Origin of the sequence: Aeromonas sp. FL131 (assembly GCF_049860615.1) — a bacterium.
Taxonomy (GTDB): domain Bacteria; phylum Pseudomonadota; class Gammaproteobacteria; order Enterobacterales; family Aeromonadaceae; genus Aeromonas; species Aeromonas hydrophila.
The window spans coordinates 2,228,288-2,245,312 of record NZ_CP187595.1 but is presented as its reverse complement, the minus strand read 5'-3'; the positions used below and the strand labels follow the sequence as shown (position 1 = coordinate 2,245,312).

The following is a 17,025-nucleotide window of genomic DNA, read 5'->3' as shown; positions in this document are numbered from 1 at the left end:
CGTCATTCCCATGCAAAACGGGCCCTCGGGCCCGTTTTTTTATGCGCATCTGAAATGAGCCTCAAAAGCCCGAGCCCGGTTGCAGCAAGAAGGCGGCCTCCTCGGCCGTGTCCTGGCGGCCCAGGATGGCGTTGCGGTGGGGGAAGCGGCCAAAACGTTCGACGATCACCTGATGGCGGCGGGCAAAGTCGGCAAAGCCGGCGAAGGTCTCCCGCGCCGGACCGTCGGCCTGCTCGGCCGCCAGCCCCTCGAACAGGGTCACGCTTCTGGCCTGCTGTTCGCGGGATTCGGCGTGCTCCAGCGGCAGGTAGAAAAAGACCCGCCCCAGCGGGGGCAGCGCCAGATCCGCCTCCAGAGAGAGCCCCTTGAGGCAGAGATCCCGCGCCTTGGCATCCTGGGCAAAGGCGGCGGGGGTGCCGCGGTGGATGTTGCGCGGCAGCTGATCCAGCAGCAGGATAAGGGCCAGCCGGCCCTCGGCCGCGTCGGCCCAGTGGGCGAGCTCGCCGGCGGCGGCTGCCGCGGCCAGATCACCGAAGCGGCTGGCGAGCAGGGCGTCGGTGTCGCTGTTTTTGCCCCACCAGAGGGGCGCTTGGCGTTTGGCGCGGGCGACGTGGTCGGTCTCTTCACCAAACCAGAATGCGATCAGCGGTTGCCAGGGTTGCATGGAATACTCCTTGGGCCTGCGGGCACCGGATGAAACAAGGCCAAATGACCCTGATGTGGTTGCTGCCGAACGGGCAGCTTCTCGTTACACTGTGCCATCTTTTCCCGCAATAGGGATCCCCCATCGGCCGGAACCGGTTGGTCGGTTCTGTCGGATGACATGGCCAATGTACTCGATGGTGTGGCGCTGATGATGTGGCCAACAAGGGCGTGGTGTGCTGCGGGAAGCCCTCTTCTACTGACATAAGGATTCTCTGATATGGCCGGAACCAGTTTGTTGGCCCTGCTCGACGATATTGCCAGCGTGCTCGACGACGTGGCGCTGATGACCAAGATGGCGGCGAAGAAGACCGCCGGGGTGCTGGGGGACGATCTGGCCCTCAACGCCGAGCAGGTCTCCGGGGTGCGCGCCGAGCGGGAGCTGCCGGTGGTGTGGGCGGTGGCCAAGGGGTCGTTTCGCAACAAGCTGATCCTGGTGCCTGCCGCCATCGCCATCAGTGCGCTGGTGCCCTGGCTCATCACCCCGCTCCTGATGCTGGGGGGCGCCTACCTCTGCTTCGAAGGGGCCGAGAAGCTGGCCCACAAGTTTCTGCCCCATGAGGCGAGCGAGGGGGAGGCGCACGCTGCCCCCATTCCCGATGATTTGGTGGCGTTTGAACAGCAGAAGATAAAGGGGGCCATTCGTACCGACTTTATTCTGTCGGCCGAGATCATCGTCATCGCCCTTGGCACCGTACAGGGGGCGAGCCTGGCGCTGCAGCTGTCGGTGGTGGCGGGCATCGCGCTGCTGATGACGGTGGGGGTCTACGGCCTGGTGGGGCTCATCGTCAAGCTCGACGACATCGGCCTGCACCTGCTACAAAAGCCCGATGGCAGTGCCTTGCGCCGGGCAGTGGGGCAGGGGCTACTGGCGACGGCGCCGCGGCTGATGCACCTGCTGGCACTGGTCGGCACCATCGCCATGTTCATGGTGGGGGGCGGCATCCTGGTGCACGGCTGGCCTTTCGTGCACCACCTGATTGAAGGGGCCGCCGCCGCCGTGGCTACCCTGCCTGCGGTCGGCGCCGCCCTCGCGCTGGTGACGCCGACCCTGCTCAATGCCGTGGCTGGGGTGGTGGCCGGGCTGGTGCTGGTGCTGGCCATGACCCTGGTGAGCAAGCTCAAGCCCGCCAAATAGTGGCGGCGGGCTGACCCTCGCGGGGCATATCCCTGCAATGGGAGTCCTCCCGGCAGATACTGTCTCGTTTGTTGTCTCGGATGGGGGCTAGGCAAGGGCCTGCCCCCTTCGTACTATCCGGCTGACACCCGCTCACAGAGGCGGGGTCAGCCCACATGGACGCAAACAGACAAGGAAGGTCATGAAACCACCCGTTTGGCAGGATGATCACATCTATGCCGCCCCCGACTGCCCGGCGATCGACGCCGATTTCCAGCGTGCCCGCGAGGCCATGAAGCGCCTGCAACCCCTGCTGGATGAACTGCCCAAAACCAACGACATCAATGCCTTGCGCCATCTGCTTCGGGCCATCAGGGCCTGCTGGCGCGAGGTGCGCCGGCTGGAGTGGAACTGCCAGATCTACGGTTACAACCGGCTCAGCCGGGATGGACGCGACGAGGCGGCCAGGGTGCTGCTCTCTCGTGGCCAGCAGTTGCAGGCAAGCCTGGCCCAGCTTTGCAAGCCGGTGACCCTGTTCTGGGTGCGTGCTCCCGAGGAGCAGGTACGCGCCCTGCTGCAGGATCCCGAGCTGTTCGAGCTCGCCTACGTCATTCGTCACGACCGGCGCCAGCAGGATCAGTGGCTCTCTCTGGAGAGCGAACAGCTGATCGCGGGGCTGAGCGTGGATGGTCTGCAGGGGTGGGGGGATCTCTACGACAACCTGGTAGGAAGGCTCAGGCCGGTGGTGGAGGGGCAGCCCATGGGGCTGGCCCAGGCAGACAACCTGCTGGCCCACCCGCAGCGGGAGCGGCGCGCCGCCGCCTGGCACGCCATCCAGGCCGCCTGGGGGGCGGAGCAGGAGACGGTGGCCGCCATCCTCAACGCCATCAACGGCTGGCGCAACGAGCTGACCCGCCAGCGTGGCAGGGAACGCAGGTGGGATGCGCTCGACGTTTCCTGCCATCAGGGGCACCTGGATCGGGTGACCCTGGAGACCCTGATGACGGCGGCCGGCGAGCACAAGGAGTTGGGGCGGCGGGCCCTGCGCGCCATGGCCTGTGCCCAGCAGATCTACGACTTCGCCCCCTGGGATCTCTATGCCCCGGCGCCGGCTGCGGCGAGCGGCCTGATCAGCTTCGAGCAGGCGCTGGCCCTGGTGGCCGACGCCTTCGCCGGCTTTGACCCCGAGATGGGGGCCTTTGCTCGCATGATGGCGGCCAATGGCTGGATTGACGCCGCCCCGAGCGAACACCGGCGCAGCGGTGCCTACAGCACCGAGTATGCCGATCCGCCCGAGCCACGGGTGTTTCTCACCTTCGAGGGGACCCTGGACAACGTCATCACGCTCGCTCATGAGTTGGGGCACGCCTGGCACAGCTGGCTGCTGCGGGAGTTGCCGCTGGAGCAGCGTGACTACCCCAAGACGCTGGCGGAGACCGCCTCCCTGTTTGCCGAGGCGCTGGTGCGCGATGCCCTGCTGGCGGCCACCGACAACATGGTGCAGCGCCGGGCCATCGCCTGGCTGGACGGGGAGCGCGCCGCCAGCCTGCTGCTCGACGTGCCGGCCCGCTTTACCTTCGAGCGGGCCCTGGTGGCGGCGCGGGAGGAGGGCTACGTGGGGGCCGGCCAACTGCGGCAGATGATGAAATCGGCGCAGCAGCAGTGGTATGGTGACACCCTGAGTCAATATGACGAGCTGTTCTGGGCCAGCAAGGGCCACTTCTCCATCGCCGAGCTCGGGTTCTACAACTACCCCTATCTGTTTGGCTACCTGTTCAGCCTGGGGCTCTATGCCCAGCAGGCGCGGGCGGGGCGCGAGTTCGTCCACGCCTACCGGGAGCTGCTGCGCGACACCGGCCGCATGAGCGCAGAAGAGCTGGTGGAGAAGCATTTGGGGGTCGACATCCGTGAGCCCGCCTTCTGGCAGGAGAGCCTCGATTATGTGGAAGAGGCGGTCGCCCGCCTCGAGCGGCTGGTGTAGGCAGCGCGGCGGTTTTTATCCTGGTGGCGGGCCCTGTGGCTCGCCACGCGCATTCAAAGGGGCTCGGCCCCGCAACCTGATGACGAGCATTTGATGCAGCAACGAATCTACCCACAACAGTGGCAAAACCAGCATATCTATCCCGCCCTCGACTGCCTGCAGGTGGCAGCCGATCTCGCCCTGGCACGCGCCAGTCTGGACGAACTCGGCCTGTTCATCGAGGGGCTTGGCGCCGTGCGGACCAATGCGCAGGCGCTGCAGGATTTTCTGCGCGAGGAGCGGCTACGGGCCCAGCGCATTCGCAACATCGGCTGGAACCTGGCTGTGCTGGCGGCCTGTCGGGGCAGTCAGGATGCCCGCGACGAGCTGGCCAAGCAGCTGGCCTCCCGCGCCCGCGCCCTCAATGCCGATCTGTTCAAGACCCTGGCCCCGGTCGAGGATCTGATGCTGGCGCTGCCGGAACCCGAATTCGAACGGCTGATGGCCGACTCCCTGCTGGGGGAGGAGGCGTACCGGCTGCGTCACGAGCGCCGCTTGCAGGATCAGCGCCTGCCGGTGGAGGCGGAGCAGCTGGTGATCGGCCTTGGCACCGACGGTCTGCACGCCTGGGACAACCTCTACAACGATCTGGTGGGCAAGATCCGGCTGGTGATCGATGGCCGCGAGATGGGGCTGGCCGAGGCGAGCAACCTGCTCTCCAGCCCGCTGCGGGCCCTGCGCCGGGAGGCGTTCGATGCCATCAGCGCCGGCTGGGAGGGGGAGCAGGAGACGGTGGCCGCCATCCTCAACGCCATCAATGGCTGGCGGCTTGAGCTTTCGCGCCAGCGCGGTCGCAGCCGCCAGCTCGATGCGCTCGATCTCTCCTGCCATCAGAGCCACATCGAGCGGGCGACCCTGGATACCCTGATGCAGGAGACCTGGCGCGCACGCGGGCTCGGTCAGCGGGCGCTGGGGCTGATGGCCGAGCGCCTTGGCATCGAGGCGCTGGGGCCGGAGGATTTGTTTGCCCCGCCGCCGGCCGCGGTGAGCCGCGAGATCCCGTTCGAGGAGGCGATAGAGATCATCGCCGAGGCGTTCTCCCGTTTTGATCCCGAGATGGGCGAGTTTGCCCGCATGATGGCCGAAAAGGGGTGGATCGATGCCGCACCCACCCCCAACCGGCGCACTGGGGCCTACTGCACCAAGTTTGCCGAGCCGGTGGAGCCGCGGGTCTTCATCACCTATGCCGGCACCATGGACAACGTCATCACCCTGGCCCACGAGCTTGGCCACGCCTGGCATAACTGGCTCATTCGCGATCTGCCCATGAGCCAGCGCAGCTACCCCATGACGCTGGCGGAGACCGCCTCCATCTTCGCCGAGACCCTGGTGCGCAGCACCCTGTTCGAGCAGGCGCAGACCCCCGAAGAGCAGCAGGCCATCGCCTGGGCGGAAGCCGACGGCGCCGCCACCTTCCTGGTCAACATCCCGGCCCGCTTCGATTTCGAGCGTGCCCTGGTGGCTGAGCGGGCGGCGGGCTATGTCTCGCCGGCGCGGCTCAAAGCGCTGACCGACGAGGCCTGGGGCCGCTGGTACGAGCAGAGTCTGTGCCGCTATCATCCCCTGTTCTGGGCGGCCAAGGCGCACTTCTCCATCGCGGGCTTGGGTTTTTACAACTACCCCTATCTGTTCGGCTATCTGTTCAGCCTCGGTGTCTATCAGCAGCTGATGCATCGCCAGAAGGCGGGGGAACAGAATGTGGCCCAGGCCTATCGCGACCTGCTGCGCGATACCGGCCGCATGAGCGCAGAAGAGCTGGTGGCCAAACACCTGGGGCAGGACATCCGCCAGAGCGCCTTCTGGCAGGGCAGCCTGGCGCTGGTGGAAGCGGCGGTGGAGCGTTTCGCCCAGACCCGCGGCTAACACAGGCTTGCTGAATGAAACCGCCGGACAGCCATGCTGCCCGGCGGTTTTTTATGAGGCGGGTTTGCCTGGTTGCGGCTGAGCGGGCGGGCGCACCGGCCCCACCAGCAGGGGCCTCGGTTGGTGGCGCAGGTCCGGCTGGTAGCCGTTGAAAAAGAGGTTGAGCAGCACCGAGCTGAGGGTGGCCAGCAGGATGCCGCTGTGAAACAACGGTTGCAGGGCGGCGGGGAAGTGCTGGAAGAAGTGGCCGGAGACGGTGGGGATCATGCCGACCCCTAGACTGATGGCGACGATGTAGAGGTTGTGGCGATTGCTGTTGTAGTCGGCCCTGGCCAGGATGCGGATGCCGGTGGCCAGTACCATGCCGAACATCACGATGCCGGCGCCCCCCAGCACGAAGGGGGGAATGGAGGCGACCAGCACCGACATCTTGGGCACCAGGCCGAAGGCGAGCAGGATCCCCCCCGACATGACGCAGACCCAGCGGCTCGACACCCCGGTCACGCTCACCAGCCCGATGTTCTGGGAGAAGGAGGTGTGGGGGAAGCTGTTGAAGATGCCACCGATGATGGTGCCGATGCCGTCCACCCGCAGGCCGCGCACTATGTCGCCCCGGCTGGCCGGGTGGCCGACGATGTCGCCGAGCGCCAGAAACATCCCCATCGACTCGATGAAGGTGATCAGCATGATGACGGTGAGGGTGGCGATGGAGATGGGATCGAAGGTGGGCCAGCCGAAGGCGAACGGCACTATGGGGGCGAACCAGGCCGCTTCACTCAGGCCGTCCAGGCTCACTTCCCCCATGGCGATGGCCACCCCGAAGCCGAACAGGATGCCGAGCAGCACCGAGATGTTGCTGAAAAAGCCCTTGGTGAAGCGGGTCACCAGCAGGATGAAGGCCAGCACCAGAAAGCTGGTGCCGATGTAGCGCAGGCTGCCGTACTCGGGGTTGCCCTTGCCCCCCGCCATCCAGTCGATGCCCACCTGCATGATGCTGATGCCGATGGAGGTGATGACCACCCCGGTCACCACGGTGGGGAAGAGCGGCATCAAGCGGCCGATGAGGGGCACCAGCAGGGTGGAGAGGATGCCGGCGGCGATGGTGGCGCCGAAGATGCCGGTCAGCCCCAGCGCCGGGTTGGCGCCGATGGCCAGCATGGGCATGACGGCGGCGAAGGTGACCGACATGATGACCGGCAGGCGGATGCCGGCGAAGCGGCCGATGCCAAGGCACTGCAGCAGGGTGACGATGCCGCAGCAGAAGAGATCCGAACTGATGAGATAGGAGATTTGATCCTTGGGCAACCCCAGGCTGCCGCCGATGACCAGCGGCACCGCCACGGCGCCGGCATACATCACCAGCACATGCTGCAGGCCGAGGGTAAAGAGCTGGCCGGGGGGGAGCAGGCGCTCCACTTCGTCGATGGCGCGGCCCTTGGCCGCCCCGGGGGGCTGGGTCTGGTTCATGAACAGATCACTCCTTGCGACCCGGCGACGAGAGCCGGGCAAGATGGGGCAGGCTGGCTGCCCCGTTCATGGATGGGGTCCGGGTCGCCCTGGATCCGGCCGCGCAGGCGAAGATTGCCTTCACGCGGTATCGCAGGGGGAGTGCAGGAACCGTGCTCAGCCGGCAGGCATGGGTGTCTGTTGGCCCTGTTCATGCGTATTTTTGCAGGCGGGATCACGCTTGCTCGCGCCGACGGCTGACAATCGTTTGCCAGTCGATGGGGCCGGGCTTTCAGATTGGTAGCCCGGTTATCATTTCGGTCGGCCGGGCTCTCAGATTGATAGCCGGCAGTGGACGGCGGCGCACCGTCTGGTTTCATCCGTAACCGAGGGCGTGATCCAAAGCAAGAAAGTAGGATGTTTTGGTGGCGCAGGGCCCTGCCGCTGGGGTAGTTTCGATAAAACCGACACAGATCCTGAGGTCTTATCCATGATCATCTATCTGCATGGCTTCGATGCCACCAGCCCGGGCAATCACGAGAAAGTGCTGCAGTTGCAGTTTATTGATGATGATGTGCGTTTCGTGCACTACAGCACGGTTCACCCCCGTCATGACATGAGCCACCTGCTCAAGGAAGTGAAGAAGCAGCTCGACATGAGCACCGATCCCAAACCCCTCATCTGCGGGGTGGGGCTGGGTGGGTACTGGAGCGAGCGCATCGGCTTCCTGTGCGGCATCAAGCAGGTGATCTTCAACCCCAACCTGCACCCCGAAATCACCATGCAGGGCAAGATCGACCGACCGGAAGAGTACGAGGATATCGGCACCAAATGTGTGTCTGAATTTCGTAGTAAAAATTCAGGAAATTGCCTCTGCATCCTTTCCGTTCAGGATGAAGTGCGCGATAATGGCGAAACTGAGCGTGAATTGAAGAATTATTACAACATCGTGTGGGATGAGCGAGAGACGCACAAGTTCAAGAACATCTCTCATCACCTGCAACAGATGAAGGCTTTCAAAGAAGCCTGATTGATCGTCACGTCATGGATTCAACTATCAAGGGAGCCGATGGCTCCCTTCGCTTTAATGGAACCGAGGTAATTAACCATGACCAATATTGTTGTCGTCGGCGGCGGTGCCGGCGGTCTGGAGCTGGCCACCAGCCTGGGCCGCAAGCTGGGCAAGAAGAACAAGGCCAAGATCACCCTGGTTGATCGCAATCGTACCCACCTGTGGAAACCCCTGCTGCACGAAGTGGCCACCGGCTCCATGGACGCGGGCATCGACGCCCTGAGCTACCAGTCCCACGCCAAGAACCACGGCTTCGACTTCCAGCTGGGTACCCTCACCGACATCAAGCGCGACGAGAAACGCATCGTGCTGGGGAAGATCGTCGACGATAACGGCGACATCGTGGTCAACGAGCGCGAACTGCCCTACGACTACCTGGTGATGGCCATCGGTTCCGTCTCCAACGACTTCAACACCAAGGGCATCAAGGATCACTGCATCTTCCTGGATAGCCCCTCCCAGGCGCACCGTTTCCACAACAGCATGATGAACCGCTTCCTGCAGTTCGCCACCGAATACCAGCCGGGCGACAAGGTGAAGATTGCCATCGTCGGCGGCGGCGCCACCGGCGTCGAGCTCTCTGCCGAGCTCTACAACGCGGTCGAGCAGCTCTACGCCTACGGCTTCAAGAATCTGACCACCGACAGCCTGAAGGTGACCCTGGTCGAAGCGGGCCCCCGCATCCTGCCGGCCCTGCCGGAGCGTATCAGCGGCGCTGCCCATCAGGAGCTGGTCAAGCTCGGCGTGGACGTGCGTACCGCCACCATGATCACCGAAGCGACCAGCGATGGTCTGCACACCAAGGATGGCGAGCTGATTGAAGCGGACCTGATGGTGTGGGCAGCCGGTATCAAGGCGCCGGACTTCATGAAGGATATCGCCGGTCTTGAGACCAACCGCATCAACCAGCTGGTGGTGAAAGAGACCCTGCAGACCACCCGCGACGAGAACATCTTCGTCATCGGTGACTGCGCCGCCTGCCCGCAGCCGGACGGCAAGTTCGTGCCGCCGCGCGCCCAGTCCGCCCACCAGATGGCGACCCAGGCGTTCAAGAACATCCTGGCCAAGATGAACGGCGGCGAGCTCAAGCCCTACCTCTACCACGACCACGGCTCGCTGGTGTCCCTCAGCCGCTTCTCCACCGTGGGCAGCCTGATGGGCAACCTGATGCGCGGCTCCATGATGGTGGAGGGCTACATCGCCCGTCTGGTCTACATCTCGCTCTACCGGATGCACCAGATCGCCCTGCACGGCTACGTCAAGACCGGCCTCATCATGCTGGTGGGCCGCATCAACCGGGTGCTGCGCCCGACCCTGAAGCTGCACTAAGCCGCCTGGGGCAAACGTGGCGGGGTGGTAATGGCTCCGTGCACCATGAAACGCGCACTATGAAAAAGGAGAGGCCCTGGCCTCTCCTTTTTTGTTGCTGGGGTATCAGGAGGCGTCCACCTGCAGGGTACGCACCTCGGTGAGGGCGGCGGTGAAGAACAGCCGCGCCAGTTCCGGGTCTCCTTGCCCGGCATCGCGGGCGACGTTGGCAATGTCGCCGCCGAGCAGGGTGATGGTGTTGCCCACCTTGCTCACCCGATCGATGAGGGAGCCGAACTGCTGGGAGAAGGCCGCCGTCTGGCCGAGGAAGCCTTGCTGACGCTGGATCTGCCCCTCAATCTGGTTCACCTGTCCCTCCAGGCTGCTCACCTTGTTCTGGGTCTGCGTCAGGGTGACGGCCAGGGCGATGAGGCCCGGCAGCCCCAGCAATCCCAGCCCCAGCAGGTAGAGTTTTTTCTTGTTGAGGGAGTCCAGCTCCTGCCGGGCGCCGTCCAGATTGGATTGCAGCCCGGCGATGGTGGCTTGCAGCTCCACGCCGATCCGTTGCAACGCGATGTTGTCTTGCGTGATGCGATCGTTGGTGGTCTGGCTGGCGGTCAGGGTCTGGGCGGTCAGGGTCTGGATGGGGGTGATCTCCTGCTGGACCAGATCGACGAACGCCTTGAGCGCATCGGGGTTGAAGGGGCCGGTATTGGCCAGCTGCTGGGTCAGTTGCAGCTCCAGGTGGGCAGCAAATGCCAGGACTTGCTGCTGCATGGTTTGCACCTGGGGCAGCAGGGCGGCGACTACCTCACCGACGTTCTGCTGGATGTTGACGGCGTTTTGCGGCAGACCGCTGAAGGACTGAATGGTCGCTTCGGCCTGCTGCATGTTGGCAATGGATTGGGAAAGAATGCCGTTGCTCATGGGGTCTCCTTATGAAAGAGGGCGGCCAGGCCACCCTCCCGTGGTTTAGGCGGCCAGGCGCGCCACGAAGTTGGCGATGGTGTCGGTCTGCGGCACTTGCAGCGGGCTCACCCCGGCCATCTGGGCCTTGATGGTGGTTACGTCGGTGAGCACCGTCTTGACCGTGGTGTCGGCGGCGGTCAGCCAGAGCTGGCGGATGTCGTCGCCGCTGGTGATCCCCTTGTCCAGGTCGGTGATCAGGCTGCCCAGATCGGAGGTGAGGGAGTCCCAGGCATTGCTCATCTGGGTGGCGGCGGTGACGGCGTTTTGCGCCTGCACCTGCAGCCCCTTGTAGCCGTTGCCGATCTGGGTGGCGATCAGCACCTCGCTGTTGAGGCTGCTGCGTTTCTGGTACAGATCCTGGCGGGCGCCCAGCGAGTTGTGCAGCACAATGGCGCCAGCCGTGATGCCGCCGGCCCCGGCGACCATCATGGCGACCCCGCCGATGACCACCGGGGTCGAGGTGCCGGCGGTGACGAAGTCAGCCACGGCACCGATGGCGGTGACGAAGGCGCCACCAATCACCAGCAGCCCCCCGGCGACGATGCCGGCGATGGCGCCGTCGATGGCCGCGTTCACCTTGTCGATGTCGCCGTTGAGCTGGGCGAGCACCCCGTTATCCCCCTGCACCTTGCTGTTGAGGTTTACCACGATTCCCTGGAAGTTGCTGGAGTCGGTGATGAGGTTGTTGTTGAGATTGACGATCACCAGGCGGGTGTCGGCGGAGAGCCGCTGATATTCGGTAGCCTGCTCCTTGATGACGCTCAGCTGCCTGAGCCACTGCGCCTTGGTGGAGCCGGGCGGCAGCACGGCCGGAATGGCGTTTTGCAGGGCAAAGTAGTTGGAGATGTTGCTGATGTTGGTGATGATCTGTGGCTGGATGGTATTGAGATAGAGGTCGGCGTGCCCCTTCGCCAGATCGAGCCCCTGGTTGATCTGGGTCTGGTTGTCCTTGAGGTTCGGGAACTGGCTGAAGTCCACCGGCACCTGCTGCTTGACGCTGTTGCAGTAGGTCTGGATCTGCATGGCTTGGGAAGCCTGGTTGGCCATACCCTGGTCCATGGTGATGGTTGTTGCGTTGGTCATTTGGCGTGTCCTTGCGTGGTGGGATTAAGCGTCGGGCAGGATGCCGTTGCCGGCGTAGGCTGCCTTGATGTCGTCAACCTGGCTCGAAAGCAGCTGCCAGGACTGGGTGTTGAGCGCCACGGTGCGCCGCAGCTGGCGTACGTCGTCGGGGCTGTTGAGGTCAGTGACCACGGGCACGGCCCCTTGATAGGCGTCGGCCACCTTCTGCCAGCCTGCGGGCAACTGGGTGACGGTGTCGGCAACCCGGCTGTAGGTGTCGACAAACAGCTGGTTTTGCGCCTGCACCGACTTGGCCACGGTCAGCAGGGTGTTGGTGACGGCCAGTGCCTGATAGGCCTGGGCCAGCTTGTCGGTGTTGGTCTTGAGCTCGCGGGCCGCCTGGCTGGAGCCAGCGATGCCTGAGGAGAGTGCCTCGAGGCCGGAGATCATGTACTGGGTCTGCTGATCGGTCTCTTTGGCTATCTCCTGCGATGTGGCGGGTTTGGCCCCCTTGTCGGCCGGTTTCTGCTCCAGCGTCAGCGAGGTGACGATGGCCCGTCCCAGCTGGTTGACCCCTTCACCGGCCTTGCCACCCTCATCGACGATCGCCTGGATATTGGCGGCGATAGCCTTGTTGAGGGTGTCAATGATCTCGGTCTGACGCTTGGCGTCGGCCATCAGATCCTGCTCGAGCTGGGTGATGACGCCGTTGAACTGCGTCATCAGGGGGCGCAGGGAACCCCATGCCACCTGCACGCGGGTATTGAGTGCCTGGGCATTGAGCCGATAGCTCTGGGCCTGATCGACGAGGGACGTCAGTTGTTGTCCCAGCCGGGCCCCGCCCGTGAGAACGGCGGCGTCATCTTCCTGACCCAGCAGGCGGTTGAACGCGGCGACCAGGGCATAGAAGTTGGAGCCGTTGCTCAGCAGGTGGATAAGACCGGACAGGTTGGTCTGCTGGTAATAGCGTGCCTGACTCATCATCTGGGCCTGGTAGGCCTCGATTTTTACCGCGAGGGTGGAGTCGATCTCGCTGTTGGCCAAAGACTGCTGCATCAACAGCAAGTTCGCATAGGTCTGGTTGAGCAGGGCGGGTGAGGTCGCCGACAGGTAGGCGGCCAGCAGACCTTGATCCCCCAGATCCAGGGTGGCGATCGTGGTCATGACATGGCCTCCATAGCGGTGTCGACGAGCGGGCTGGCGGGGAAACATGCCCCCAGTGCGAGGGTGGGGTGAGGTAGTCGGGTATCCTGCTGCATCATGCTGCTCTCCTCGTGACGAAGTGGGTCTGTCCCCGGGCTGGTGCCGGGACAGACTCACCCTAGGGAAAGGCAAAATGGGTCACAACTGATAGTTTTGCCACTTGATGTTTGAGCCGGATCGGCTAATGAAAGGGGTGTCTGCAGGGGGCGTTTTGGCGGCCCGGTGTTGCCTTTTTCCGATAACTTCTGCCAGTAAACAGGCCGGTCAACGGGCTGTGGCTCCGGGATATGGGGCACGATCGGCCAGGGTCTGGCTGGCACGTATCGAGTCTGCCTGCTTGCCTGGTCTCCTGCGCTGCTTTAGGCTGTCTCCCCAGTACACTCCACAAGGAAAACAAGATGATCCTCTCAACCACTCCCACCCTGGAAGGCAAGACCATTCGTGAGTACCGCGGCATCGTCGTGGGTGAAGCCATTCTCGGCGCCAACGTGTTTAAGGATCTGTTCGCCGGGATCCGCGACATCATCGGCGGCCGCTCCGGCGCCTATGAAAAAGAGCTGGCCCGGGCCCGGGAAATCGCCTTCGACGAGCTCAAGGAGCGCGCCGCGGCGCTGGGGGCCAATGCGGTGGTCGGCATCGACATCGACTACGAGGTGGTGGGGCAAAGCGGCAGCATGCTGATGGTCAGCATCAGCGGCACTGCCGTGCTGGTTTAAACCTGAGCTTCCCCCCTGCTTTGGCAAAGGCCGATAACCTGGTTATCGGCCTTTTTGTGGGTGCTGGTGGTGCCGCTTCCCTGGCCATCAGCGGAAAATGTGCCAATGTATGCTCATAACTTGTTGATTGTTATCTTTAATATTTTTTAATAATGGCCCGCTGCCGATTTCATCTTTTTTAACTGGGCGACGGTGAGCCGTCAGCACTAGAGTGTGTGCCATCAGGACGACATCCGGCACGGATGACATTTCATCTCTCTCAAGGCGTATCAAGATGCACAAGAAATCAGCTCTGTTGACCATCATCACCCTGGCCATCACCGCCCATGCTGGCAGCGTTGCGGCGGCCGTGCCCAACTTCAGCGCCAGCTGCCCCATGAATATCCAGGTCAAGGGAGAAGGGGGCAACGTCTACATCAACGGCAAGAAGGCCACCCTGAAAACCGATGCCCCCAATGCCTATTCGGCCCAGAGCGGCAAGATCATGATCGGCATCACCTCGGATTCCGCCACCAGCGAGCCCAGCATCGACTACGCCATCAAGCACGACAAGCGTGCCAATGGCATCTGTACCGTGCAATCCTGGTCGGCAGGCAAGGCGGCCGCGTTGCCGATGGTCAAGGGAAACTCTCCCTATCAGGGCAAGTGGACCGCCAAGAACAGCGGGACCGGTCAGACCGTGGCCGAGATCAGGATCGACGGCAAGGAGCAGGTGTGGGTCAACGAGGTCAAGGTGAAAGCCAAGCGCACCGACGGTGCCCTGCAGTTTCGTCAGGGGATGATCCTCTATACCCTGCAGGGCGATCCCCGTGTGCGCAGCGAAAGCAGCTGGCAGGATACGGATGCGGGCTCGACCGGCCCGATCACGCTGGAATAACCGACAGTTCATCTGGGGGTAACAGCGACGCAGGCCATGGCCTGCGTCGCTTTTTTACTGGTCTACTGAAGGGGCGCGCTATGAGCGGTTACACCCCCGCCAGGGTATTGGCTTCGCCGTACCAGTCCAGCTTGTCGGCCAGCGTCACCACCGAACCTATGATCATCAGGCTCGGACTGCCGACCCGTGTTGCCAACTGCGCCAACTGCTGCAGCTCGCCGCGTACCACCCGCTGCTGCAGGCGGGTGCCTTGCTCCACCAGTGCTACCGGGGTGTGGCCGGGCAGGCCGTGAGTCTGCAGCTCGTCCTGAATGCGGCCGGCATGGGCCAGCCCCATGTAGAAGACCAGGGTCTGGCGAGGGGCCGCCAGCGCCGACCACTCCTGTGCGATATTGCCCTCCTTGTCGTGGCCGGTGATGAACTGCACCCGCTGGGCGTGATCACGGTGGGTGAGGGGAATGCCGCTATAGGCGGCGCAGCCCGATGCGGCCGTGATGCCCGGTACCACCGAGAAGGGGATCCCCGCCTCGGCCAGGGTCTCCAGCTCCTCGCCACCACGACCAAAGATAAAGGGATCGCCCCCCTTGAGCCTGACCACCTGTTTGCCCAGCCGTGCCTGATCCAGCAACAGCTGGTTGATCGCCTGTTGCGGTACGCAGTGGCGGCCCGCCTCCTTGCCGACAAAGATCAGCTCGGCATCCCGGCGAACAAGTGCCAGCACCTCCTGCGACACCAGCCGGTCATAGACCACCACATCCGCCTGTTGCAGCTGCTGCAAGCCGTTCAGGGTGAGCAGCCCCGCATCGCCGGGGCCGGCGCCCACCAGGGTGACGCTGCCCTGACTCTGTTGTGGTTCGAGCCGCAGCTTGTTGATGCTCTGTTCGGCAGCCAGCTGCTGGCCGCGCGCCAGCTGGCGGGCCAGCCGTTCGTGCCGGAACAGACGCTCCCAGAAACGGCGGCGAGCCAGCTTGTCAGGAATGGCCTTGACCCGCTCGCGCAGCTTGCCCGCCAGCGCCGCGAGCTGGCCGAGGTGTTGCGGCAGCAGGGCTTCGATTTTCTCCCGCAGCTGGCGGCTCAGTACCGGTGCCGTCCCTGCGCTGGAGATGGCCACCATCAGCGGCGAGCGGTCGATGATGGCGGGCATGATGGCGCTGCAGTGGGCAGGAGAGTCCACCACGTTGCAGAAGATCTGGCGCAGGCTCGCTTCGTTGAAAACCTGCTGGTTGACCTCGGGCTGGTTGGTTGCGGCGATCACCAGCCATTTGCCATCGAGCAACTCGGGGTGAAAGTCGGCGGCGTAGACGGTAAGCAGTCCCTGCTCGGCCCAGCTCATCAGCTGGTGCTCGAGATGGGGGGCATTGATGGTCACCCGGGCTTTGGCATCGAGCAGCAGGCGCGCCTTGCGCACTGCCACCTCACCGCCGCCGACGATAAGCACCGGCTTGTGTTGCAGCTGACAGAAGAGAGGGAGAAAGTCCATAACGGGCTCCGGATATAGGTCTGGCAGCAGCGGGCTGCGCAGGACAAAAAGAGGAGAAGGAGTAGAAACGCAGTGAGAGGAAAAAGGGGGAAGCGTGATCCACGCCCGGGCCAACGACAGATCCCCACCGGTTGTCGGCCACTATGATCAGCTTCCCCAAACGAGGTTTTTCCTATTGCACCGCTTTGACATGCATGTTGGCGACGTACTGATCTTCGGCCCAGAAGATGCGGTCAGCGACCATGGCTTCCGGGTTGAGGGTGACGCCGCGCAGCACCCGCTCCTTGAACTTGTGATAACCGGCCCGATCGATAAGGTGACCCATGTGCAGGTAGATGGGTTTGCCATCCAGCATCTCGGACTCGAACTCGAACAGGTTCTTGATCACCGCGTGCAGCACCTCTTCGGTGACCCAGTTGAGAAACAGCTTGCCGGTACGGGGGGTCTTCTTGCTGGTGCGTCCCCCCAGCTTGACCATGTAGAGCTGCTTGGGATCCCGCTGCCAGGCGAGGGTCGGGCAGGCCAGCACGCACTCGCCACAACCGATGCACTTGCTCTCCTCCTTGACCGCCTTGCCATGTTTGATGGCGAGGCAATCCACCGCGTGGTGGCTGCACGCCTTGACGCAGGCGCCGCAGCCGATGCAGCGCTCGGCATTGAAGTGGATTTTGGCGATGCCGAGGATGCCAAAGTCGGCCATGTTGGCCTTGGCGCAGTCGTTGGGGCAGCCGGCGATCACCATCTTGAGGTGATAGGGGTTGGGGTAGAGGTGTTTCTCCATCCGCTGGGCCAGCCCGGTGCAGTCGATATTGCCCTTCTGGCAGATGGTGTTGCCCTGACAGGCGACGATATTGCGCCCACCGATGCTCTGGTAACCGGCGCGGGTGTCATCCACCTCAATGCCGCAGGTCTCCACCTCGATCTCCTTGATAAAGGGTTCGAGGGCAGCGTTGACCTTGTCCATGTCCTGATACTTGATGCCGGGCATCGCCAGCTTCTGGCGGGTGGTGAGGTGGATCAGACCGTTGCCGTACTGTTCGGCAATCTGCTGGGCCACTGCCAGCAGGTGGGCGGACATGATCCCGCCGGGAATGCGTACGCTGATCATCGCTTCGCCGCGCACCTTGGAGAGGCGGTATTCGTTCTTGGCGCGGGCCTTGATGATGTCGATATCGAGACTCATGGTGTTC

The 17,025-nt window shown here is 63.6% G+C and carries 15 protein-coding genes; 7 read left to right on the top strand and 8 right to left on the bottom strand.

Features of this window, described 5'->3' with window-relative positions; all coding sequences use genetic code 11:
* Positions 1-61 precede the first annotated feature (61 nt).
* Positions 62-664: a DUF924 family protein gene (locus tag ACPW75_RS10355; protein WP_077096443.1), complete on the bottom strand. Its 603-nt coding sequence runs from the start codon at positions 662-664 to the stop codon at positions 62-64.
* A 258-nt stretch (positions 665-922) separates the two neighbouring features.
* On the opposite strand from ACPW75_RS10355, the gene ACPW75_RS10350 reads away from it, so the two are divergent.
* The 3 genes from ACPW75_RS10350 to ACPW75_RS10340 all read left to right on the top strand — a co-directional run bounded on the left by ACPW75_RS10350 (position 923) and on the right by ACPW75_RS10340 (position 5,702).
* A complete protein-coding gene (locus ACPW75_RS10350) occupies positions 923-1,840 on the top strand; it encodes a DUF808 domain-containing protein (protein ID WP_077096442.1) in 918 nt (305 codons plus the stop codon).
* Positions 1,841-2,021: 181 nt separating this feature from the next.
* Entirely contained in the window at positions 2,022-3,800 is a 1,779-nt protein-coding gene (locus ACPW75_RS10345; protein ID WP_077096441.1) for a M3 family oligoendopeptidase, read from the top strand.
* 93 nt (positions 3,801-3,893) lie between these two features.
* Complete coding sequence (locus tag ACPW75_RS10340) at positions 3,894-5,702, top strand: M3 family oligoendopeptidase (RefSeq protein ID WP_425904446.1); 1,809 nt, start codon at positions 3,894-3,896, stop codon at positions 5,700-5,702.
* Positions 5,703-5,753: 51 nt separating this feature from the next.
* On the opposite strand, the gene ACPW75_RS10335 is transcribed toward ACPW75_RS10340, so the two are convergent.
* Positions 5,754-7,169, bottom strand: a complete 1,416-nt coding sequence (locus tag ACPW75_RS10335) for a nucleobase:cation symporter-2 family protein (protein WP_077096439.1) — start codon at positions 7,167-7,169, stop codon at positions 5,754-5,756.
* A 469-nt stretch (positions 7,170-7,638) separates the two neighbouring features.
* Here ACPW75_RS10335 and ycfP point away from each other — a divergent pair, with 469 nt between their 5' ends.
* Entirely contained in the window at positions 7,639-8,178 is a 540-nt protein-coding gene (ycfP, locus tag ACPW75_RS10330; RefSeq protein ID WP_016351064.1) for an alpha/beta hydrolase YcfP, read from the top strand.
* Between the two features lie 78 nt (positions 8,179-8,256).
* Entirely contained in the window at positions 8,257-9,549 is a 1,293-nt protein-coding gene (locus ACPW75_RS10325) for an NAD(P)/FAD-dependent oxidoreductase (protein ID WP_039213461.1), read from the top strand.
* A 105-nt stretch (positions 9,550-9,654) separates the two neighbouring features.
* Here the strand turns inward: ACPW75_RS10325 and ACPW75_RS10320 are convergent, their stop codons facing one another.
* The 3 genes from ACPW75_RS10320 to ACPW75_RS10310 are packed head-to-tail and all read right to left on the bottom strand — an operon-like array spanning position 9,655 to position 12,723.
* Positions 9,655-10,455 (bottom strand): hypothetical protein, encoded by an 801-nt coding sequence (locus ACPW75_RS10320; protein WP_077096438.1) that lies wholly within the window; start codon positions 10,453-10,455, stop codon positions 9,655-9,657.
* Positions 10,456-10,500: 45 nt separating this feature from the next.
* Positions 10,501-11,580: an HBL/NHE enterotoxin family protein gene (locus tag ACPW75_RS10315; RefSeq protein WP_017408109.1), complete on the bottom strand. Its 1,080-nt coding sequence runs from the start codon at positions 11,578-11,580 to the stop codon at positions 10,501-10,503.
* Positions 11,581-11,604: 24 nt separating this feature from the next.
* The gene (locus ACPW75_RS10310; protein WP_179101433.1) at positions 11,605-12,723 is read right to left on the bottom strand and encodes an HBL/NHE enterotoxin family protein; all 1,119 of its coding nucleotides are present in this window, start codon (positions 12,721-12,723) and stop codon (positions 11,605-11,607) included.
* A 437-nt stretch (positions 12,724-13,160) separates the two neighbouring features.
* Between ACPW75_RS10310 and ACPW75_RS10305 the strand changes: the two genes are divergently transcribed.
* The gene (locus tag ACPW75_RS10305; protein ID WP_011706400.1) at positions 13,161-13,478 is read left to right on the top strand and encodes a heavy metal-binding domain-containing protein; all 318 of its coding nucleotides are present in this window, start codon (positions 13,161-13,163) and stop codon (positions 13,476-13,478) included.
* Between the two features lie 87 nt (positions 13,479-13,565).
* Here the strand turns inward: ACPW75_RS10305 and ACPW75_RS10300 are convergent, their stop codons facing one another.
* The gene (locus ACPW75_RS10300) at positions 13,566-13,700 is read right to left on the bottom strand and encodes a hypothetical protein (RefSeq protein WP_256821975.1); all 135 of its coding nucleotides are present in this window, start codon (positions 13,698-13,700) and stop codon (positions 13,566-13,568) included.
* A gap of 52 nt (positions 13,701-13,752) precedes the next feature.
* On the opposite strand from ACPW75_RS10300, the gene ACPW75_RS10295 reads away from it, so the two are divergent.
* Entirely contained in the window at positions 13,753-14,355 is a 603-nt protein-coding gene (locus ACPW75_RS10295) for a hypothetical protein (RefSeq protein WP_077096436.1), read from the top strand.
* An 88-nt stretch (positions 14,356-14,443) separates the two neighbouring features.
* Here the strand turns inward: ACPW75_RS10295 and cysG are convergent, their stop codons facing one another.
* The gene (gene cysG / locus ACPW75_RS10290; protein WP_077096435.1) at positions 14,444-15,835 is read right to left on the bottom strand and encodes a siroheme synthase CysG; all 1,392 of its coding nucleotides are present in this window, start codon (positions 15,833-15,835) and stop codon (positions 14,444-14,446) included.
* 172 nt (positions 15,836-16,007) lie between these two features.
* Positions 16,008-17,018, bottom strand: coding sequence for a sulfite reductase subunit C (gene asrC, locus ACPW75_RS10285; protein WP_077096434.1), 1,011 nt, complete (start codon positions 17,016-17,018; stop codon positions 16,008-16,010).
* Positions 17,019-17,025: the final 7 nt, after the last annotated feature.